Genomic DNA, 19,900 nt, shown 5'->3' with positions numbered 1-19,900 from the left:
CCGGCGTCAGTCCGCCGTTCGCGGGCGGGACGAGACGTGCCCGCGCGACCGCAGGTAGCCGACGACGGCGTAGACGAACGGCGTGTCGAACACCGCGACGAGCAGTTTGAAGACGTACTGGCCGACCATCAGCGACAGCAGGACCCCCGTCGGCAGGCCCAGTTCGGGGTTGACGCCCAGTTCCGGCAGGACGGCGAACGCCACCGAGACGAAGATGACGGTGTCGATGGCCTGGCTGCTCGCCGTCGAACCGACGTTCCGCGCCCAGAGGTGGTCGCCGTCCGTCCACTCCCGAATCTTGTGGAAGGCGATCACGTCCCAGTTCTGGCTCACGAGATACGCCAGCAGGCTTCCGACGACGATGTTGGTGCTCGCACCGAGCACGGTTCTGAACTGCTGGGGGTCGACGCTGGACCGGGCCGCCGGTGCCGCGATGGTCGAGTAGACCAGCGCCAGCATCACGAAGTTCATCACGAACCCGACGTTGACCAGCCGCTGGGCCGGCCGCTTGCCGTACAGTTCGGCGTAGCAGTCCGACCCGAAGAACGTCAGGGCGTAGGCGAGCGCCGCCCCCGGCAGGACGAGCACGTCCCCCGTCACGGGCAGCGAGAACGGCAGGCCGAACTGCAACACCTTCGCCGCGGTCAACTGGGCAGTCACCAGCGCCGTGACGAACAGTCCGACGATGGCCAACTGGCCCGTTCCGATCGCGTCTCCTCGCCGTCCTGCCTCAGTCATCCTCCAGTCTCCCGTGGCGTTCGTCGATCTCGTCGAGGATGTCGAGCATCTTCCGGACCGACGCCCGGATGGCCTCGCTGCGGTTGACGAACTTGCCGTCCTCGCCGACGTGGTCGTCCAGGTCCGAGAGAAGCTCGTCGGGCACTTCGACGCTTATCTTGGTCATATCCGGATATTATCGGTCCGAAACTTAAACGCTCCGTCAGAAGTCACGCTCCACCGCAGGGCGTCGTCGAGCCGTACTCGCGCAGAACGGCGGGCCGGGGTCAGCCGCGCCGGCCGCCGAGGGTGACGACCCAGAGCAGCGCGAGTCCGAGGCCGTAGGCGAGCGAGGTGGGAACGGCGACGAGGAACATCGTGTAGAGGCTGTCCGGCGTCACCAGTCCCGCGACCGCGAACACGCCGATGACGAACACCCGCCAGCGCTCGCGGAAGGTGTCGTAGGAGACGATGCCGCCCCGCTCGAACAGCAGCATGGTCACCGGCACGTCGACGAGGAAACCGATGCCGACGGTGGTCGCGAACACCAGCCAGAAGAAGTTCTTCACCCGGTAGGCGATCTCCATGTTGGCCTGGTTCGCGTCCACGACGAGCCACGAGATGATGCTCGGCGCGACGAACCCGTACCCGATGGCGCTTCCGAGGAGGAGGCCGCCGAGCAGCGCGCCGCCCCAGACGAAGAAGATGCGACGGTCGCCCCCGCCGCGAACGAGGCCGCGCTCCTCGATGGCCGGCCACGCGTAGTACAGCACCATCGGGAGGACGGTCAGCGCGCCCAGCAGGGTGCTTATCTTCACCTCGAACACGAGCGCCTCGACGGGGTGGAGGGTGACGATGGGGAGCAGGGTGCCGCCGTCCTGGACCACCTCGGCGATGACGTGCTGGGGGACCCGCGACGTGAAGTCCTCGTTTATCGCGCTCATGCCGCCCCGGTAGAGCGCGACGAACACCGACGCGAGCACCAGCATGAACACCGCGACGATGCGGAACATCTTCGAGGTGAGGCTCTGGAAGATGAACGCGAGGTCGTAGTAGTAGCCGCCGATGTCGTCCTCGGTGGTATCCTCCTCGGTGAACGCGTCCGCCATCCCGGCGGCCGTGCTCTGGAAGACGTTCCCGCCGCCACCGCCGCTTTCGCTCGGCTGGCGCGCGACCTCCTCCGCGAGCGGCGCGCCGTCTTCGTCGTCCTCGCTCGCCGCAGCGGCCGCTTCGGTCGTCGCGTCCGCGGTTCCGGTCTCGTCGCCCGCCGCGTCGGCGTCCCCGGACTCGGTGACCGCGTCGAAGCGGTCGAGGATGGCCTGGGCCTTCTCGGGGTCGTCGTCGTCCATCGCCGACTGGGCGTGCTGGAGCGATTCGGCCTCGCTCATCTCGGCGAACAGTTCCGGCGGGGCCGCGCGAACGCCCGAGGCGTCGAGGGTGGACACGTCGAGGTCGGCCGGACCGCCGGTCGGCCTGACCGACGCCTCGCCCTGGCCCGGGGCGGCCGTCTCCTGGATGCCGGTGAAGAGGTAGTACAGCACCGCCACGACCAGCACGGCCAGCGCCACGACGGCGGTGGCCGCCAGGACGGCCGTCTCCCGCGGGAGGCCGAACAGTTGCTGGACGGTGGGCACCGTCGCCGGGCTGTACTTCGCCGGAAGCATCGGCAACAGTCGTTCCTGGACGTAGACGCCGCCGCCCTGGGTGACGAAGAGGTACGTCCCGACGGCCGCGAACAGCGTGAGACCCAGGACGTTGTTCCACTTCCGCCGGAGCGTCCCGCCCAGGCTCACGTCGCCGCTCCCTCGTTTGATAGTCACGACCGTCTTCGTCAGGTAGAGGCTGAAGCCGTAGAGGATGACCAGCGGCGCAGCCCACATCAGCTGGGTGAACGGGTCCGGCGGGGAGAACATCGCGCCGAAGGCGAAGATGCCGAGAACGGCGTACCGCCACTTGTCGCGGAACGTCTCGTAGGGGACGATACCGGTGTAGCCGAGTCCGCTCATGATGAGCGGCATCTCGGCGGCCAGACCGAACGACACCGAGAGGATGATGACGAACTGGGTCCACTCGACGATGCCGTACTTCGGGCTGAAGCCGGCGTTGACCGCGTTCTCCGCGAGGAACTGGAACATCAGGGGGAAGAAGAGCGAGTAGCCGTAGAAGAGACCGCCGACGAACAGGCCGGCGGCGAGCACGAGGAAGGCGGCTATCTTCCAGTAGGAGATAGAGACGTCGGGATACCACTGCTGACGACGCAGCGAGTCGCGGGCGAGGTAGAGCAGCGCGGGGATGGCGAAGACGACGCCGGCGACCATCGATATCTTCGCCTGCAGCAGGATGACGTCGAACGGCGTCACCGCGATTATCTCGACCTGGTTCATGATGTCCCGCGGCATCTCCGACGTGGTGACCCGCTTGAGGAACGGCCAGACCGCCATCGACATCGCGTAGAACGTGCCCAGGAATCCGACGACGAAGACGATGAACACCTTCTGGAGATGGGTCTGTGCCGCCGAGAGCATCGTGCCGATGGTTTCGCGACCGCTGGCGACCGTCTGGGCGGTATCCTCGTCGATGACGCTGCTCCCCGAGGTGGACATGCTTTCGGAACGGTAGCCGCGTGCCAGTTATCAATCTTCTCGTCTCCCAAGATGAAGAAAGCCTATAAGAACTGGGGCGTTACGCTTCGGGTGAATGGGCGAAGAGTCGGAGGCCTCACCGGGCAGCAACATCTCGAAGTCGCCGTCGTCCGAGGAGACCCCTCAGCCACCGGACGACTCCGAGATGTACGCGCCGGAGGACCCCGAGCCGGCCGTCAACGACCAGCCGAGCGAGCCACTCCAGGACGAGGAGATGCCGCTCGCGGCCCACATCGAGGAGATGATAAAGCGGCTGGCGGTCGTCCTCGTCGTCGCCGGCACGGTGAGCGTCTTCGTCTTCCCCGTCGCGGACACGGTCATCAACTTCCTCTGGAACTCCATCCTCCCGGTCGACGAGGCGCGACCCCGGCTCTTTCACCCCCTGGCGCTGGTGCTGACGGAGCTGAAGGTCGCCAGCCTCGCCGGACTCGTCGTCGCGCTGCCGGTGATGGTGTACCAGACGTACCTGTTCATGCGTCCCGGTCTGTATCCTCACGAGCGCCGGTACTACCTCGCAGCGGTACCGACGAGCCTCGTGCTGGCGTTCGTCGGCATATCGTTCGCCTACTTCCTCGTCCTGCCCGCCATCTTCACGTACTTCCTCAGCTACACCAAGAGCGCCGACATCGCCATCGCCTTCGGGCTGACGAAGACGTTCAACCTCATCCTGATGATGATGGGCGTGCTCGCCGTCGTCTTCCAGATTCCGCTGCTCATGATGCTCGCCATCATGATGGGGCTGACGACCCGCCAGTGGCTCGCCAACCGCCGGCTGTACTTCTGGGGCGGCTTCCTTGGCTTCGCCTTCCTGTTCAGCCCCGACCCGACCGGGATGGCTCCGTTCATGGTGGCGCTCACCATGGTCCTCCTGTTCGAGGGAACACTGCTGTTACTCAAGTGGACGGGCAGGTAGCCCGCGACCGACGGACGACCCCGTGACGCACGCTCGCCGGGCGACGTCACAATGGTCGCTTTCCTTCGTCGTAACCTGCGGATAACTAAGGGGATGGAACTCCAAGTGACCGGTAGCGTTCGCGCCTGCCCTAGCTCGCGTGCCAGCAGCTATCCGCAGTTCGCGTGCCAGCAAACTGCCACCCTTTGGGTGCGAACGCACTTCGATTTCTACTCGCCGTCGCTCGGATAGTCGGCCGCGAACACGTCCTCGACGAGCGGTTCGTCCGTCGCGCTCCCGTCGCCGGCGCTCGCGGCGTCCGTCGTCTCGTCCGGACTCACGCTCCCCGTCCGGTAGCCGTGCAGGTCGAGCGTGACGTGGTCGAATCCGAGGTCGGTGAGGTGGTCGCGAGCGGCCGTGACGAACTCCTCGTCGAGCGCCCGCGGCAGTTCGTCGCCGCCGACCTCGATGCGTGCGAGACCGTCGTGGTCGCGGACGCGGAACTGCTCGAAGCCCCACTGCCGGAGCAGGGCCTCGGCCCGTTCGATGCGCGTGAGTCGCGTCTCGGTCACATCGAGTCCGGTAGGAATGCGCGAGGAGAGGCAGGCCATGGAGGGCTTGTCCGCCACCGAGAGGTCGTACCGGTCGGCGAGTTCCCGGACCTCCGCTTTCGTGACGCCGTGCTGGAGCAGCGGCGAGTAGGCGTCGAGTTCCTCGACCGCGCGCAGGCCGGGGCGGTGGTCGCCGTCCACGTCGCTGGCGTTCGTCCCGTCGCAGACGACCTCGATGTCGAGGCGCTCGGCCGCCTCGAACATCTTCCCGAGGCGCATCGTCCGACAGTGATAGCAGCGGTCGTCGTCGTTCGCGACGAACGAGGGGTCGTCGAGTTCGCTGAACGTGACGAGTTCGTGACGGACGCCGATCTCGTCGGCGACGCGCTTCGCGTCCGCGAGTTCCGCCTCGGGGAGCGTCTCGCTCCTGGCGGTGCAGGCGACCGCGTCGTCCCCCAGCGCGTCGTGAGCGATGGCGGCGACGACGCTGGAGTCGACCCCACCGCTGAACGCGACGAGCACCCCGTCCCGTTCGGCGAGGTCTTCGCGCACGGCAGACAGTTTCTCCTCGACAGTCGACATGCACCGTCGTTGCGTCCGGACGGGCAAAAGCCCCTCGCGTCGGCCCCGGCGCGTCGCGCCGACTCCGACCCGGGCGACGCCGGGTCGGGAACGTTTTTTAACGGTGACGCGAAAAGTCGCGCTCGATGGAGTTCGAGGCGATACCGGGCGTCGGGACGAAGACGGCCGACGCGCTGGCGGAACTCGACGACCCGGAGCGCGCGCTGAGAACCGGCGACGTGGCGGCGCTGACGCGCGCACCCGGCGTCACCGAGGGCCGGGCGGCGTCCATCGCGCGCGCCGCCATCCGGACCGAGCACGACGACCCCGGTGGGTTCCTCGCGACCGACAGGGCGCGCGAACTGTACCGCGACGCGCTCTCGCTGTTGCAGGAGCGAACGGTGACGACCTACGCCGAGAAGCGCCTCGAAACGTTCTATCCCAGCGCCGCCGAGTCCCGCATCGAGGAGGTGCGGGAGTTCGCCGCGAGGGCGATGGAACGCGACCCCGCGCCCGAGGTGCTCGACGCGCTCGCCGGCGTCGAACCGCTCTCGTCGCCCCCGGACGTGACCGTACGGGACCGCTGTCTGGCGACGGCCGACGCCGAGCGGTACGCCGCCGCCCGTGAGGCCGTTCCGGAACTCCCTGTGGAGGTGGTCGACGACGCGCGCGAACTCGCCGAACTCGCGCGGGGGTACTCGACGGTCGTCGCGCTCGACGAGGAGTTCGCCGGCGTCGCCGTCGAGGGCGACGTGCGCGTCGAACCGGACGCCACGGAGGACCCCGCCGAGGTCGTACCCGAGCGTCCGCTCGCCTTCTTCGCGGCGAACAGGGACCGCCTGCTCGCCGCCGCCGAGGTCCATCGCGCCGCCGACCTGGACGCGCCGCTGGACCTGGACGAACTCGAAGCCGCACTGGCCCGGGTGGACGCCGACGGCGAGGTGGCGGGCGACGAGGAACTCGACCGGCTGACGACCGCACTGGCCGACCTCGACGCCGCCGTCTCCGCCGCCGAGAGCGTCGCCAACGACCGGATGCGCGAGGCCATCCGGGAGCGCGACGTCACCATCGAGGGGGCCGACCTCCTCTCGCTGGTCGAACAGGGTGCCGGCGTCGACTCGTTGCTCTCCCGAGAGCTCGCCGACGAGTACGACGGGGCCGTCGCGGCGGCCCGCGACCACCTGGTCGACGCGCTCGCCCTCGACGCCGGCGAGGCCGAGGTCGCTCGGCGGGCGTTCCCCGACGAACCCACGTTCCCGGTCGAGCGCGACGAGAGCGTCGTCTCGCGGTTGCGCGAGGAGTTGCAGACGGCGAAGTCGCGGCGGGCCGAGCGCCGGAAGCGCGAACTCGCCGGGACGCTGGCCGACCGGCGCGAGCCGGCCGAACGGCTGGTCGAGGCCGCGCTGGAACTCGACGTGGAACTCGCCGTCGCGCGATTCGCCGAGGACTTCGACTGCACGATGCCCGAGTTCGGCGGTCGGGGGTTCGAGATAGCGGGCGGTCGTTCCCCGCTGCTCGACGTCCCCTTCGAGGCCGTCGAACCGGTGGACTACGGCGTCTCCGGCGTCGCGCTGCTCTCGGGCGTCAACAGCGGCGGAAAGACCTCGACGCTGGACCTCGTCGCGCTCGTCGTCGTCCTCGCCCAGATGGGCCTGCCGGTTCCCGCCGAGTCGGTGCGCCTCCAGCGGTTCGAGCAGTTACACTACCACGCCAAGACGCAGGGAACCCTCGACGCTGGCGCGTTCGAGGCCACGCTGCGCGAGTTCGGAGCGCTCGCGGACGGCGCGCGGAATCGACTCGTGCTCGTGGACGAACTGGAGTCCATCACGGAACCCGGCGCGAGCGCGAAGATCATCGCGGGCATCCTCGAAGAACTCCGCGAACGCGACGTGACCGGCGTGTTCGTCTCGCACCTCGCCGACGAGATACGCGACGTCGCCGACTACCCGGTGGCGGTCGACGGCATCGAGGCGAAGGGCCTGGTCGACGGCGAACTCGTGGTCGAGCGATCGCCCGTCAAGGACCACCTCGCGCGCTCGACGCCGGAACTCATCGTCGAGAAGCTGGCAGATGGGGGAGAAGACGGCTTCTACGGTCGGCTACTCGAGAAGTTCGAGTAGGCGGCCGGAGGCGACGACTCGGGGGTTCGACCCGACGCCCGCGATTTTATGTGCCAGTTAACAAAGACGATTCGCCCCCTCCGTGCGACCGATGGGAACCCACTCTCGCCGTCGGTTCCTCGAACTGGCGGGTGCCGGCACCGCGGTCGCGCTCGCGGGCTGTTCCGGCACGGGCACCGACGCCGGAACGACGCCGACCGACGCCGAAACCGGGACGGAATCGACCGCGACCACCGAAACGGACACCGAAACGACGACAACCGAAACGACAACCATGAGCACGGTCTTCCACTTCAGCAGCGGCGAAGAGCACCAGAAACACGCCACCGCGAACGCGAAGAACCTCCTCGACGACGGCACCACGGACGTCGAGCGGGTCGCGCTCGTCGCCAACGGCGCCGGCGTCAAACTCCTCACGACGGACTCGACCGTTCCGGAGAAAGTGCGGTCGCTCGCCGAGAACGGCGTCGCGTTCAAGGCGTGCGCCAACAGCATGGAGGCGTTCGACTACTCGAACGACGACCTGCTGGAGGGCGTCGAGACGGTCCCCGCCGGCGTCGGCGAGCTCACGAAACTCCAGTCGGAGGGGTACGCCTACGTCAAGACGCCCTGACTCACTCGTCCTCGGGCCGCGGCAGCGCGACGAACGTGTACTCCGCCGGATTGAACGGGTTGTACACCGACTGGTGGCAGGGACAGTAGACGTCGTTGGCGGCCCCGAACTTGGCGCTCTGGGGCGTCCCCTTGAACGCCGGAACGCAACAGAAGTGCGTGCACTTGTTGAGCCACGCCACGAAGTTCTCCTGCATGCTCGCCTCCAGCCACTGGCCGGCGTCGACGTTCTCCTGCATCCGCTCGAACTGGTCCGGCGAGACGCGAAGCACCTGCACGGGCAGCGTCCCCGACGGCGGCACGTCCTGGGAGCGCCACGTCGCCATCGCCGGCTTGCCCAGCCCCGCCACGCCGATGTCGTTCCCCCACGTCTCGTAGTCCTCGAAGTCGGACACGTTCACGCGGTCGCCGGCCGACACCTCCTCTGTCTGCCAATCGTACTCCGAGCTTTCCGCGTACCGGAAGTAGTTGTCCTGGTCGGAGTCGGGACGGACCCCGGGGTACGTCTGGACGCCGCAGTACTGGAACCACTCCGCGGAGTAGGTGATGCCGCCGAGTTGCGTCTGGGCGACCTGGACCTCCCGGCCCTGTCGTTCGACGGTCTGGGCTTCCGGGAACACGCCCTGCAGGAACCCCTCGTCGTCTATCTCGATGGGGATCTGTGGCATCCCCCTCGGTGCCGGACCGTCGACGATCTCGATGCCGAAGTACTGCGTGATGCCCCCGCCGCTACCGGACGGTTCGGTCGATACGTTCAGGAGGGTGGCGCTGCCGACGCCGACGCTGGCGAGCGCCGCGCTGCCGACGACGCCCTTGACGAACCGTCGACGTCCGGACTCCTCCGGGTACTTGTCGCTCTCCTCTGACATGGAAACCCCACCGTACACTGGTGCCGCGAGGAAATGTGTCTGCGGGTCGGGTGCGCGCGACGCCGCGGTTAAATTAGGCCGACTCCATCTGGCGTTCGAGTTCGCGCAGTTTCTCGACGCGGCGCTCGGTGCTCGGGTGCGTGCTGAACAGTTTCCCGACGAAGCCGCTCTTGACGGGGATGATGAAGAACGCGTTCATCTCCGACTCCTCGCGGAGGTCGTCCTGGGGCACGCGGTCCATCCGACCGTCGATGGTCAGCAGCGCGGACGCCAGCGCCGACGGTTTGCCGGTGATGGTCGCGCCGCCGCGGTCGGCCGCGAACTCCCGGTACCGCGACAGCGCGCGGATGAGGAAGTAGCTCACTATCCAGACGACCAGCGACGCCAGGATGGCGACCCAGATGGGCGCCTGGTTGCGCCGGTCGCCACCGCCGAACCACCAGCCCCAGCGCACGACCAGGAACGCGATGGTCGAGAGGAACGACGCGATGGTCATCACCATCATGTCGCGGTTCTTCACGTGGGCGAGTTCGTGGGCGAGCACGCCCTCGAGTTCGTCGCGGTCCAGCGCGTTCAGCAGCCCCGTCGTCACGCAGACCGCGGCGTTCTTCTGCGAACGGCCGGTCGCGAAGGCGTTCGGCACGCGACTGTCGACGACGGCGACCTTCGGCTTCGGCAAGTCGGCCTGCTGGGAGAGCCGACCGACCATCCCGTGCAGTTCGGGGTACTCGTTCTCGCTCACCTCCTTCGCGCCCATGCTCCACAGCGTCAGTTTGTCGCTGAAGAAGAACTGGCCGAGCGAGAAGCTCCCCATGAGCAACACGATGAACAACAGGTTCCCCGAGGTGTACGCCCACAGCACGCCGACGAAGACGACGTACAGCGCGAACAGCAGGAACATCGTCAGGCCCATCCGGGCCCGAAGCCCCCAGTCTGCCTTCCATTTCATACGCTCGTCTAGGGATTGAGACCGTTTAAAGATTCGTTGCTCGGCGGCGGTCGGTTCGCCGCCGGGTCCGAACTTCGCGCGAGAACGCCGGAGTCGGTGGTGCGGTTCCGCCGGCCGGAACGGCGTGACTGCCCGGAAGTTTCCCGGACCGGCGTTATTTGCGTCACCTGTTACGGAAAGATGACGGCGCAGAGCCAGAATGTTTACTGAAGAACCGGACTTGCCTGTCCACATGGCCAAGACTCAAACGTCGAGGTTCCAGTATGGCTGATTCCGTTCTCGTGACCGGGGGGAGCGACCGCGCGGTGCGGTGGCTCACGGGACATCTCGACGTAGGCGGGTGGGACGTTACCTGCGTGGACCTCTCGTGTCCGGACGGCGTCGACGCCCGGGACCGCGTGGCGTTCCGGGCCGCCGACCTGACCGACCAGTCGGAGACGGCGGAGCTCGTGCGGAGCGTCGACCCCGACGCGGTCGTCCACTGGACGGCGCTCCCGTCGCCGGAGCGCCACGCCGGCATGCGCGTGTTCGAGAACGAGGTGACGAGCGCGTACAACGTCCTCACCGCGGCCGGACGCAACGACGCTCGCATCGCGTGGGCGTCGAGCGAGAGCGCCTACGGGCTCTCGTGTTCCGCCGGGCGGACGCCCCCGGAGTACCTCCCGGTCGACGAGGAGCATCCGCGGCGGCCCGAGGACCCGCACGGCACCGCGAAGGTGGTCGGCGAGGAGATAGCCGGGATGGTCGCCCGTCGCCACGACGTCCCCGTCGCCTCGCTGCGTTCCTCCTGGGTGCAGTACCCCGGCGACTACGACTGCCGGGACGTTCGCGGCGACCTCGCGGCGGGCGCGGGCAACTGCTGGTCGTACGTCGACGTCCGGGACCTGGCCAGCGCCGTCGAACGGTCGCTGGCGGGCGACTTCGACGGCCACGAACCGTACCTCGTGGCGGCGGCGGACAACTACCTCGACCGACCCATCGAGCAGGCGCTCCGGAAGACGTTCGACCAGGTGCCGGAGGAGTGTGCCGTCTCCGGCGACGACTCGGCGCTCTCGACGGCCAAGGCGCAGTCGACGCTCGACTGGCGTCCGGTCCACTCCTGGCGAGACGCCGCGAAGGAGACGGACGTTACGCCGCCGACCGAGTGAGACGGCACGCCGGAGCTCAGCGGTCGGCGACCAGTCCGGTGACGTACGTCTGTTCGTGGTCCGGGAACACGTCCTCGACGGCGTTCTCGCCGTGCTCGCGGGCCAGCAGCGCCCGGAGTTCCGCCTCGTAGTCGGCCTTCCGGACCTCCTCGCTCGGTCCGGACTCGACCGAGAGGTTCGCCTCGACGAGGCGGTCGACCGCACCGCGACCGAACCCCGCCAGCGGAACGATGTAGTCGACGCCGTGGCGGTCCTCCAGGCTCTGGGCCTGCGCGCGGGAGACGGTCGGAACGCGGTCGTCACGTCGGGTCCCGTCGGCAATGGCGTCGAAGTCCATCTCCGCCACGGCTTCGAGCGCGCGCTGGTGAACCTGCTGGATGCCGTTCCGGGGGTAGCCGTCCTCGACCATCTGTTCGACCGCCTCCGTGGCGTCGTCGTCGTCGAGTTCCACCGTCTCGAAGGCGAACCCGGTGGTCTCGGCCGTCTCCCGGGCGTGTCGCCAGTCGTCGGTGACGCCGAGGTGAGCGGTGACGAGCGTCACGTCGTAGAAGTCGTCGAGCAGGAGGGCGGCGAGCGTCGAATCCTTGCCCCCGCTGTAGAGGAGTCCGAGGTCCATCTCAGCGGCGACGGATGTTGAAGCTCTTGGAGTCGGGTTTCAGTTCGCGGAGGATCTCTTTCATCTTGTCCTCGTCTATCTTGCCGTTGATGCGACCGCTCTGGGCGAGCGCGACGACCTGGCGCTCGACCTGCTCGGCGAACTGCGGCTTGCTCATCCGGACGGAGTTGAGTCGCTTGCGCGCACCGTCGGTGAGGTGCTTGCGAAGCATCGCCTGCTTCTGGGCGTCGGCCTGCTGTTGGGCCTGCTGCTGGGCCTCCTCCTGACCCTCCTGCTCTTTCAGCTCCTCCATCTTCTGTTTGCGGAGTTCTTCGAGTCGTTCGTCGTCAGGACTGCCACTCATAGCTCTACGTGTTACTTACTGTCCACTGGCAAAAACTATTACGGAGCGGGGGTATCGCAGCGTGAGATCCCCGGAGCGAGAACGGCTCGTCGACGGAGGCTCAGGCGTAGCGTTCGAGTTCCGGACGGTCGAGGTCCTCCATGACCTCGCCCGCCGTGTCGTCGAGGAGGCTGCGACCCTCGGCGGTGACCCGGCGACCTTCGCCGTCGCTGACCTGGATGAGGTCCTCGTCCTCGAGCTGCTGCAGGATGGTCCGGATGACCTTCCGACTGCCGTCGGTGCGGTGTTCGGGGGCGACGCGGTAGCGGGTCGAACCGCCCTTCTTGCCGCCGTACTCGGTCGCCAGGCGCTCGACGCCGATGGGTTCGTTGGTCGCGACCTTCCGCAGGAGGCTGGCGGCGCGCCGCGCCCAGAAGTCTTCCTGCTCGGGCGGGAGTTCTCGCTGTTCGCCCGTCTTCACGAACTGCGCCCAGTCGGGCTGGTCGAGTCGATCCTCGAAGTCCTCGGCGAGCGCGTCGATGAGCGCATCCGCCGGAACGTCGTAGAGCGTCGTCATAGGACTGATTTCCCTTCCGCGGCGTTTAAAGGCATCGTTACGGTATCGTCGCGCCGCTCGCCCGACCGGACGTTCGTCCGCGAAACCGCGCGTCGACCGCGGGACGGCGCGGTCACTCCAGGTCCTGCTCGGCGTGTTCGTCGAGGAAGCCGAGCAGTTCGTCGTTGACGTCCTTCGACCGTTCGAGGAAGAAGAGGTGCGAGCCGTCCTCGAACTCCCGGAGTTCGCCCCGCGGAAGGTCCTCCGCGAGCGAGCGCCCGTTCTCCACCGGGACGACGCGGTCGGCGGTGCCGTGGAGCACCAGCGCCGGAACGGTAATCTCGTACAGGCGGTCGCTGGCGTCGAAGGCGTCCATCGCCGCGAACTGCGCTCGCTGGGCGGCCGGACCGGCGTCCTCCGCCAGTCGCCACTCCACGACCTCCTCGGGGTCGGCGGCGAAGAACGCCTCGCTCATCGCAGGGCGCAGCGACTCGCGGAGTTCGTCGCGAGACTTCTCCGAAATTAACAGTTGCTCGCGCACGTCCGTCGGCGTCGGTCGCGCTCGCGGACCGCCGGGCGACGTGCCGAGCAGGGTCAGCGTCCGCGCACGGGAGTGGTCGAGGGCGTACTGGAGCGCGACCATCCCGCCCAGACCCGCGCCGACGACGTGCGCTTTCCGCACGCCGTGGGACGACAGCACGGCTTCGAGGTCGGCCGCCATCGTCTCGACGTCGTACGGTCCCGGCGCCTCCGAACCGGATTCGGCTCGCCGGGAGGCGCTCGGCGGCGCGTCCGAGCGTCCGGTACCGCGGTTGTCCCAGACCAGCGACTCGAACGGCCCGGCGACGGCGGCGTGCTGCCAGCCCCACTGCCACGCGCCGTAGCCGACGTCCTCGACGAACGCGACCGTCTCGCGGTCGGACGGTCCCTCGGTCTCGTAGTAGAGTTCGACGTCTCCGTTGTGGGCTGTCGGCATGGTTCGTCAGGAGTCGTCGGTGACGGGCTTGCCGTCCTCCGTCGGCGGTGCGACGTGGTCGACGAACTCCTCGACGGTCGGCTCCGTCACCCGAATCCGGACGTGGATGTCGCCGAGTTCGTCGGGGTTGCCGACCGCGAAGTTGACGACCTCCTGGAAGGCGGCCTGCTTCTTCAGCGAGAACGAGATAGTGTCGCCGCGGCGGTCCGAGAAGAACTCCCCACGGGCGGTGTCGAGTATCTCCTGGCGGTGGAGCAGTTCCGAGAAGTGCTCGACGCTGTGGGTCTCGGCGACTATCTCGCCGTGGCCCTCCTCCACGTCGGCGTCGGGGAAGACGTTCGTGATGGCGTCGGCGATGCGGTCGGGGACCTCGGTGTCGCACACCGGGGCCGTGATCTGGACGTCGATGCTGTAAATCATGCTTGTTCTGCCGCCTGGACGCGTTCGAGTCCCGCGACGCCGTCGTCGAACAGCGCCCGGACCTGTTCGCGGAACGCTTCGAGCGACCCGCTGTTGTCGATGGTCGCGTCGGCCCGCTCCATCGCGCGGTCGAGGCCGAACCCGAGTTCGCGCTCGTCGCGCTCCCGGAGACGCTCGACGTCCGCGTCGCTGGTGTCGCGGCCGCGTTCGCCGAGGCGCTCGGCCCGCAACTCGAACGGCGCTTCGATGCTGACGAGCGAGAACGCGTCCCCGAACGCCTGTTCGAAGCGTTCGACCTCGACGCCGGAGCGGATGCCGTCGACGAGCACCGTCCCGGACTCCTCCAGCGCGTCCTCGATGCGCGGTAGCGACCGCTGGGCGATGGCGTCCGGTCCGTCTTCTTCGCGGAGCTTTTTGGCGATTGCGCCGTGGTGTTCCGCCGGGTCGAGGCCGCGCTCGCGGCACGCTTCCCGGATGACGTCCCCCATCGTGACGACGGGGACGTCCTGCTCCTCGGCGACGGCCGCGGCTTCTCCCTTGCCGCTTCCCGGCAAGCCGACGGTCCCGATGACTCTCATCGTTGTTTCGTTCACGCGAACCCTGCTTAAGCGCTGTGCTATGGTACACTGGAGCGGTCCGGAGCGCCGCCAGTAGCGACGGGTTTTCGTTCCGTCGCCGCCTTGGGGGACGACATGGGTCAACGTTCGCTGTTCGTCCGGGCCGCCTGGTTCCTCCTCGTCGGCTGGTGGGCGACCCCGATTCTCGTCAACGTCGCGTGGGCGCTGAACGCCACCGTACTCCTGCTGCCGGTGGGCATCAAGCTCATCAACCTGGTGCCGACCGTGCTCACGCTGAAGGAGCCTCGCTCCCGCCTCGAACCCGGGTCGGGACGGGGCCAGCGGTCCCTGGTCGTCCGGGCGGTGTACTTCGTCCTCGTCGGCTGGTGGCTGAGCTGGCTCTGGGCGAACGTCGCCGCCGTCCTCGCGGTGACCATCGTCGGGCTTCCGGTCGCGTACTGGATGTTCAATCGGCTCCCGTACGTCACGTCTCTGTACCGATTCGACGGATAGCGGGAATCCCATTCCTTATGACGAATCGTCGTGAATGGGACGACGAGGGCACGTAGCTCAGTCCGGATAGAGCGTCGGACTTCTAATCCGACGGTCGTGGGTTCAAATCCCATCGTGCCCGTGCGCTCGCCGAACTACAGCGAGGCGTAGCGAACGTTCTCGACGGACTCGAACCCCGCCAGCCACAGGCCCGTGTGGCGACCGAAGGAGTAGCGTCGTCGCTCGACGAGCCGTAACGCCGGATTACCGTGCGGCGACGCGGACGGGAATCCTTTTCAACGAGCCGTTGCTCCCTGGACGCATGACTCGGCGGTCGATTCCGGAAGCGCGGTACAGCGTCGCGACGCTCGACTGGGCTCGCGAGGAACACTCGCGGCTCGGCGACTGCCGCCCGATGCGAGTCGACGGTGAACGACTTCGCGCCCGGCTCCTGTCCCGGTTTCTCGCGAGGACATTAGCGCACCTTCGCTGACGGGCGCGCGGTCATCTCGTCGTCGCCGGCGAGGACCGACCGGTCGCGAACCTACAGCTGCTCCGCGACGTTCTGGATGTCGGTCCGGCAGAACGGACAGCGGTAGTTCGTCGAGAACCCGCTGGACTGCGCGACCGTCTTGGTTTCCAGTTCGTGGAGCGCGATATTACGACTGCACTGTGGACAGGCTACCTTCGACACATTTCCAGCTATACAATCGCACCCACTTAAATCACGGGGGCCACAAGTATTATATAATACCCTGTCCTGGCGCGCGATTGCGTTTAAGATAGCAGTGGCTAATTCCAGCTTATATCATCCGAATGGGCACGTCCGAGAAGGTCTTTTATAGGGAGGTCCGACCGTGCCCCGCGCTGGACGGCCTGCGTACGAACGTCTTCCTCACTTCGCTCACGGCGATGCCGTTCGCGTGTTCCGAGACGCTCTTCGAGCGACTCGTATCGCTCACGGCCAGTTCGGGACGTTACTCCTCGAACCGGAAGGTACCGTCGCGCTGGACGACCTCGCCGTCGACCTCGATGAACGAGTCCTCGCTCATGTCGACGATCATGTCGACGTGGACCGCGCTGTCGTTCGGTTCGCGGTCGTCCGGCACGCAGATGTCGTACGCCATCCCGACGGCGAGGTGGACGGTGTCGCCCATCTTCTCGTCGAACAGCATGTTGTAGGTGAACCGGTCGATGTCGCGGTTCATCCCGATGCCGAGTTCGCCGAGGCGGCGCGCGCCCTCGTCCGTCTCGAGCACGCCGGTGAGCACGTCCTCGTTCTTCCCGGCCTCGTGGTCGACGACCTCGCCGCCCTCGAACTCCAGGCGAACGTCCTCGACGATCTGTCCCTGGTGGACGAGCGGTTTGTCGAACAGGACCTCGCCCTCGACGGAGTCGGGGACGGGTGCGGTGAACACCTCGCCGCCCGGCAGGTTGTTCTTCCCGTGGTCGTTGATGGTCTTCATGTCCGCGACACTCATCCGGAGGTCGGTGGTGTCCCCGGAGACGATGCGGACCTCCTCGGCGGGGTCGAGTATCTCGACCATCTGCTCCTGGTGCTCGCGCTGTTCCTCCCAGTCCTTGTTCATCGCGCCGTAGACGAAGTCGGCGTACGAGCGCGAACTCATCTCGGCGAGTTGCGCGCTCCCGGGTGAAGGATGCTGGGTGAGACACCAGCGCTTCGAGAGAATCTCCTGCTGGATGGGCTGGTAGGCCTGGTTGTACGCCGCGTGGGTGTCCGCGTCCACGTCGCTCATCTCGGAGGCGTTCGCGTGCGCCCGGACGTGGAGCACGGCGTCGGCGGCGTCGAACAGCGCCTGCTCGTGGTCGGGCGTGTCGAGGTCGGCGGGGTCGGCGGCCGCGAGGAACGCCGCCTGCTTCGCGTCGCGGCGACCGGACATCACGAGGGGGTAGGCTCCGAGCTCGCCCAGCAGTTCGCTGACCGTGACCGCCAGTTCGTCCGCGACCGAGGGTGCGCGAACGACGACGGCGTCGCCGGATTCGACGTCCAGCGAGTGATTGACGATTATTTCGGCATGTTCCCGAACGCGTTCGTCCATAGTGGCAGATATTGCCACCCCACGAAAACCGCTTTCGATGTCGGTCTCCGAGATTCCGCGTTCGGTTCGGCGTCGTCCCACGGTTATTTGACCAGGCGCGCTAGAGAGCGATACATGATAGACCTCCGGAGCGACACGGTGACGACGCCGAGCGAGGCGATGCGCGACGCGGCCCGCGACGCCGACGTCGGCGACGACGTGTACGGCGAGGACCCGTCGGTGAACGAACTCGAAGCGCGGGCGGCCGACCTCGTCGGCACTGAAGACGCCCTCTACGTGCCGACCGGGACGATGGGCAACCAGGTCGCCGCGCGCGTCCACACCGAGCGCGGCCAGGAGGTCCTGGTCGAGCGCGAGAGCCACGTCTACAAGTGGGAACTCGGCGGGCTCGCCCAGCACGCCGCCCTCCAGGTGCGCACGCTCGACGGCGGAAGCCGCGGCGTGCCGACGCCCGAACAGGTCCGCGAGGGGTACGTCGAGGAGGACGCCCACCGTCCCGGGACCGGTCTGCTGACGCTGGAGAACACCCACAACAGCAAGGGCGGCGTCGCCATCGCGCCGGAGAAGATCGACGCCGCCGCCGAGGCGGCCCACGACCTCGGCGTCCCGGTCCACCTCGACGGTGCGCGCGTCTGCAACGCCGCGGTCGCTCGCGACGTTCCCGTCTCCCGGTTCACCGAGCAGGTCGACTCAGTGATGTTCTGTCTCTCGAAGGGACTGGGCGCGCCGGTCGGGTCGATGCTCGCCGGGACCGAGGAGTTCGTCGCCCGGGCGCGCCGGACCCGGAAGCTGTTCGGCGGCGGGATGCGTCAGGCCGGGATGGTCGCCGCGCCGGGCCTGCTCGCGCTGGACAACGTCGACCGCCTCGCCGAGGACCACGACAACGCCCAGGTGCTCGCCGAGGAACTCGCCGACGTGGACGGTCTGGCCGTCCAGCCACCGGAGACGAACATCGTCCTCGTCAGCACCGAGAGCGCGGGCCGGAGCGCCGACGCGTTCCTCGACGACTGCGAGGACGCCGGCGTGCTCGGGACGCAGTTCGACGCGCACGTCGCCCGCTTCTGTACGCACTGGGACGTCGACCGCGAAGACGTCGAGGCGGCCGCCGAGCGGATACGGGACGCGCTCTAGGACGAACGAGGGCTCGATCGGTACTACCCCGGTGAATCCGTCGGGGTCCGAACCGACGAATCGGGTGGGACGAGTACCCTCAGCGCTGGCCCTTGTTGATGCCTTCCTGGAATCCGGTGATGGTGCGGCGAACGAACAGGTAGATGAAGAAGACGAACGCCAGCAGGGCGACCAGGAGGCCGACGAACACCGGGTCCTGGAGGAGGTCGCCGAAGAGTCCGAGGGGGGTCATACGTCGGAGTATCAGTCGGCGGACCAAAGTCGTTTCGGGTACTCACGCGTCCCGGCAGGGGTTCGCCGTTCCCGCCACAACGTTTTTCCGGTGGATAGTGACAAAGTTGATTGGTTGGCGGTCGTATAGACCCGTCTATGGCAGACCTCTTGCCCTCCAGTTCGGACGCCGAACCGACACAGGGCGGTGATCCGCGCGTCCTCGGTGTCGACAGCGACGACGCCGACGACCTGCTCGGTGCGCTCTCGTCCGACACGGCCCGGGCCCTCCTGTCGGAACTCCACGACGACCCCGCCACGGCGTCGGAACTCTCCGAGCGAGTCGATACGTCGCTCCAGAACGCCCAGTACCACCTCGGCAACTTGGAAGAGGCCGACCTCATCGAGTCGGTCGACACCATCTACTCGGAGAAGGGCCGCGAGATGAAGGTGTACGCCCCGACCGACCAGCCGCTCGTCCTCTTCGCCGGACGGGAAGAGCAGACGACCGGACTGAAAGACGCTCTCTCGCGCGTTCTCGGAATCGTGGTCGCGCTGGGCGCGGTCAGCGCCGCCGTGCAGTACGCGTTCCAGGAGCACCTGTTCGGACTCGGACCGGAGCCTGCGGAGAGGACCGCGGAGAGCGGCGGAGGGGCCGGGACGATGGGGACGATGGAAGCGACGTCGCAGGACGCCGCACAGCAGACCGCCGAGACCGCGGCGACCACGCTTCCGCCGGGACTGCTCTTTTTCGCCGGGGGCGCGCTCGTTCTCGCGCTCGGCGCCACCTGGTGGTACCTGCGCAACCGGTAACTAAAGCGCGTTTTTGAGCTTACCGAGACTACTTGATACAGCCCATCGTAGGGGAGAGTGTGGCCGCCCCGCTTCGGCCCTCCGTCGAAAACACCACCATTGGCTTTCCTTACCTTTCGACGCGGAACTCCTCGACGAGCGACCCGTCCCGGGTCCGAATCTGCCCCGCCAGCGCCTCGCCGTCGGGTCGAAGTTCGGCGTGCGTCGGGAGGTTTCCCCGCGGCCGGGCGTGACTGCCCGGATTGAGAAGCGTCACCTCTCCAGTGTCTCGAACGGCGTGACGGTGCGAGTGACCGAACACGACGACGTCCGCACCGCGCTGACGACCGAACAGCTCTAACCCCACGCTACCGCCCTCCTCGCGGTGGGTGAGCGCGAACCGGACGCCGTCCACCTCGAACGACTGCGCCGACGGCAGTCGCTCGCGGACGCCCGCCGTCGCGTTGTTGCCGTGAACGGCGATTAGTCGCTCGCTCGCGGCGTCGAACGCGTCGAGCGCGGCCTCGGTCGTGAAGTCGCCCGCGTGGACGACGAGGTCGGCCTCCCTGACCGCGTCGAGGGGTCGCCCGGACAGTTCGTGGCCGGACGTGCTGTGGGTGTCGGAGACGACTGTAATCACGGGCGACCGTACGCACTGCACGGTCGAGTGTTTTTCCGTCACAACTTCTTTACTCTCTCCGGGAGGG

Annotated in this window: 23 protein-coding genes and 1 tRNA gene; 8 read left to right on the top strand and 16 right to left on the bottom strand. The window is 67.5% G+C overall.

What is annotated here, in order from left to right; all coding sequences use genetic code 11:
• Positions 1–6 precede the first annotated feature (6 nt).
• The 3 genes from ACTF4R_RS06510 to ACTF4R_RS06500 all read right to left on the bottom strand — a co-directional run bounded on the left by ACTF4R_RS06510 (position 7) and on the right by ACTF4R_RS06500 (position 3,320).
• Positions 7–738, bottom strand: a complete 732-nt coding sequence (locus ACTF4R_RS06510; protein ID WP_440007079.1) for a queuosine precursor transporter — start codon at positions 736–738, stop codon at positions 7–9.
• Positions 731–904 (bottom strand): ribbon-helix-helix domain-containing protein, encoded by a 174-nt coding sequence (locus ACTF4R_RS06505; protein ID WP_113274720.1) that lies wholly within the window; start codon positions 902–904, stop codon positions 731–733. Before ACTF4R_RS06505 ends, ACTF4R_RS06510 begins: the two co-directional genes overlap by 8 nt.
• A 100-nt stretch (positions 905–1,004) precedes the next feature.
• A complete protein-coding gene (locus tag ACTF4R_RS06500) occupies positions 1,005–3,320 on the bottom strand; it encodes a twin-arginine translocase subunit TatC (RefSeq protein ID WP_440007078.1) in 2,316 nt (771 codons plus the stop codon).
• Between the two features lie 94 nt (positions 3,321–3,414).
• Between ACTF4R_RS06500 and tatC the strand changes: the two genes are divergently transcribed.
• On the top strand, positions 3,415–4,272 hold the full coding sequence (gene tatC / locus ACTF4R_RS06495) for a twin-arginine translocase subunit TatC (RefSeq protein WP_433626238.1): 858 nt from the start codon (positions 3,415–3,417) through the stop codon (positions 4,270–4,272).
• 209 nt (positions 4,273–4,481) lie between these two features.
• On the opposite strand, the gene larE is transcribed toward tatC, so the two are convergent.
• Positions 4,482–5,384, bottom strand: a complete 903-nt coding sequence (larE, locus tag ACTF4R_RS06490) for an ATP-dependent sacrificial sulfur transferase LarE (protein ID WP_433626235.1) — start codon at positions 5,382–5,384, stop codon at positions 4,482–4,484.
• 125 nt (positions 5,385–5,509) lie between these two features.
• Between larE and ACTF4R_RS06485 the strand changes: the two genes are divergently transcribed.
• Positions 5,510–7,483 (top strand): MutS-related protein, encoded by a 1,974-nt coding sequence (locus ACTF4R_RS06485; protein ID WP_440007077.1) that lies wholly within the window; start codon positions 5,510–5,512, stop codon positions 7,481–7,483.
• Between the two features lie 91 nt (positions 7,484–7,574).
• A complete protein-coding gene (locus tag ACTF4R_RS06480; RefSeq protein WP_440007076.1) occupies positions 7,575–8,096 on the top strand; it encodes a DsrE family protein in 522 nt (173 codons plus the stop codon).
• Between the two features lies 1 nt (position 8,097).
• On the opposite strand, the gene ACTF4R_RS06475 is transcribed toward ACTF4R_RS06480, so the two are convergent.
• Both ACTF4R_RS06475 and htpX read right to left on the bottom strand, forming a co-directional pair.
• Entirely contained in the window at positions 8,098–8,964 is an 867-nt protein-coding gene (locus ACTF4R_RS06475; RefSeq protein ID WP_440007075.1) for a Rieske (2Fe-2S) protein, read from the bottom strand.
• Between the two features lie 73 nt (positions 8,965–9,037).
• Entirely contained in the window at positions 9,038–9,913 is an 876-nt protein-coding gene (gene htpX, locus ACTF4R_RS06470; RefSeq protein WP_440007074.1) for a zinc metalloprotease HtpX, read from the bottom strand.
• 263 nt (positions 9,914–10,176) lie between these two features.
• Between htpX and ACTF4R_RS06465 the strand changes: the two genes are divergently transcribed.
• Positions 10,177–11,061, top strand: coding sequence for an NAD-dependent epimerase/dehydratase family protein (locus tag ACTF4R_RS06465; RefSeq protein WP_440007073.1), 885 nt, complete (start codon positions 10,177–10,179; stop codon positions 11,059–11,061).
• 16 nt (positions 11,062–11,077) lie between these two features.
• Here the strand turns inward: ACTF4R_RS06465 and ACTF4R_RS06460 are convergent, their stop codons facing one another.
• The 6 genes from ACTF4R_RS06460 to ACTF4R_RS06435 all read right to left on the bottom strand — a co-directional run bounded on the left by ACTF4R_RS06460 (position 11,078) and on the right by ACTF4R_RS06435 (position 14,529).
• Complete coding sequence (locus ACTF4R_RS06460) at positions 11,078–11,677, bottom strand: DUF7411 family protein (RefSeq protein ID WP_440007072.1); 600 nt, start codon at positions 11,675–11,677, stop codon at positions 11,078–11,080.
• Between the two features lies 1 nt (position 11,678).
• Positions 11,679–12,020 carry a DNA-binding protein gene (locus tag ACTF4R_RS06455; protein WP_113274710.1) on the bottom strand — a complete coding sequence of 114 codons (342 nt, stop codon included), beginning with the start codon at positions 12,018–12,020 and terminating at the stop codon, positions 11,679–11,681.
• A 100-nt stretch (positions 12,021–12,120) separates the two neighbouring features.
• A complete protein-coding gene (locus ACTF4R_RS06450) occupies positions 12,121–12,576 on the bottom strand; it encodes a 30S ribosomal protein S19e (protein ID WP_113274709.1) in 456 nt (151 codons plus the stop codon).
• A 112-nt stretch (positions 12,577–12,688) separates the two neighbouring features.
• The gene (locus ACTF4R_RS06445) at positions 12,689–13,531 is read right to left on the bottom strand and encodes an alpha/beta fold hydrolase (RefSeq protein ID WP_440007071.1); all 843 of its coding nucleotides are present in this window, start codon (positions 13,529–13,531) and stop codon (positions 12,689–12,691) included.
• 6 nt (positions 13,532–13,537) lie between these two features.
• Positions 13,538–13,951: an RNA-binding domain-containing protein gene (locus ACTF4R_RS06440; RefSeq protein WP_440007070.1), complete on the bottom strand. Its 414-nt coding sequence runs from the start codon at positions 13,949–13,951 to the stop codon at positions 13,538–13,540.
• A complete protein-coding gene (locus ACTF4R_RS06435; RefSeq protein ID WP_113274706.1) occupies positions 13,948–14,529 on the bottom strand; it encodes an AAA family ATPase in 582 nt (193 codons plus the stop codon). The genes ACTF4R_RS06440 and ACTF4R_RS06435 overlap by 4 nt, the downstream gene beginning before the upstream one ends.
• 114 nt (positions 14,530–14,643) lie before the next feature.
• On the opposite strand from ACTF4R_RS06435, the gene ACTF4R_RS06430 reads away from it, so the two are divergent.
• Both ACTF4R_RS06430 and ACTF4R_RS06425 read left to right on the top strand, forming a co-directional pair.
• Positions 14,644–15,021 (top strand): YccF domain-containing protein, encoded by a 378-nt coding sequence (locus tag ACTF4R_RS06430; RefSeq protein ID WP_440007069.1) that lies wholly within the window; start codon positions 14,644–14,646, stop codon positions 15,019–15,021.
• A gap of 46 nt (positions 15,022–15,067) precedes the next feature.
• Positions 15,068–15,142: transfer RNA gene (locus ACTF4R_RS06425), tRNA-Arg, on the top strand.
• A gap of 402 nt (positions 15,143–15,544) precedes the next feature.
• Here the strand turns inward: ACTF4R_RS06425 and ACTF4R_RS06420 are convergent.
• Both ACTF4R_RS06420 and ACTF4R_RS06415 read right to left on the bottom strand, forming a co-directional pair.
• Positions 15,545–15,694 carry a hypothetical protein gene (locus ACTF4R_RS06420; protein ID WP_433626204.1) on the bottom strand — a complete coding sequence of 50 codons (150 nt, stop codon included), beginning with the start codon at positions 15,692–15,694 and terminating at the stop codon, positions 15,545–15,547.
• A 283-nt stretch (positions 15,695–15,977) separates the two neighbouring features.
• Complete coding sequence (locus tag ACTF4R_RS06415) at positions 15,978–17,060, bottom strand: aminopeptidase (protein WP_440007068.1); 1,083 nt, start codon at positions 17,058–17,060, stop codon at positions 15,978–15,980.
• 114 nt (positions 17,061–17,174) lie between these two features.
• On the opposite strand from ACTF4R_RS06415, the gene ACTF4R_RS06410 reads away from it, so the two are divergent.
• Positions 17,175–18,191 (top strand): threonine aldolase family protein, encoded by a 1,017-nt coding sequence (locus ACTF4R_RS06410; protein ID WP_440007067.1) that lies wholly within the window; start codon positions 17,175–17,177, stop codon positions 18,189–18,191.
• Between the two features lie 79 nt (positions 18,192–18,270).
• On the opposite strand, the gene ACTF4R_RS06405 is transcribed toward ACTF4R_RS06410, so the two are convergent.
• Positions 18,271–18,423 (bottom strand): DUF7859 family protein, encoded by a 153-nt coding sequence (locus ACTF4R_RS06405; RefSeq protein ID WP_440007066.1) that lies wholly within the window; start codon positions 18,421–18,423, stop codon positions 18,271–18,273.
• A 137-nt stretch (positions 18,424–18,560) separates the two neighbouring features.
• Between ACTF4R_RS06405 and ACTF4R_RS06400 the strand changes: the two genes are divergently transcribed.
• Entirely contained in the window at positions 18,561–19,214 is a 654-nt protein-coding gene (locus ACTF4R_RS06400; protein WP_440007065.1) for an ArsR/SmtB family transcription factor, read from the top strand.
• A 109-nt stretch (positions 19,215–19,323) separates the two neighbouring features.
• Here the strand turns inward: ACTF4R_RS06400 and ACTF4R_RS06395 are convergent, their stop codons facing one another.
• Entirely contained in the window at positions 19,324–19,833 is a 510-nt protein-coding gene (locus ACTF4R_RS06395) for a metallophosphoesterase (RefSeq protein ID WP_440007064.1), read from the bottom strand.
• Between the last annotated feature and the right edge of the window lie 67 nt (positions 19,834–19,900).

It is taken from the genome of Halomicrococcus pelagicus, from assembly GCF_051917725.1.
GTDB lineage: Archaea > Halobacteriota > Halobacteria > Halobacteriales > Haladaptataceae > Halomicrococcus.
This window is presented reverse-complemented; position numbering and strand designations above follow the sequence as displayed.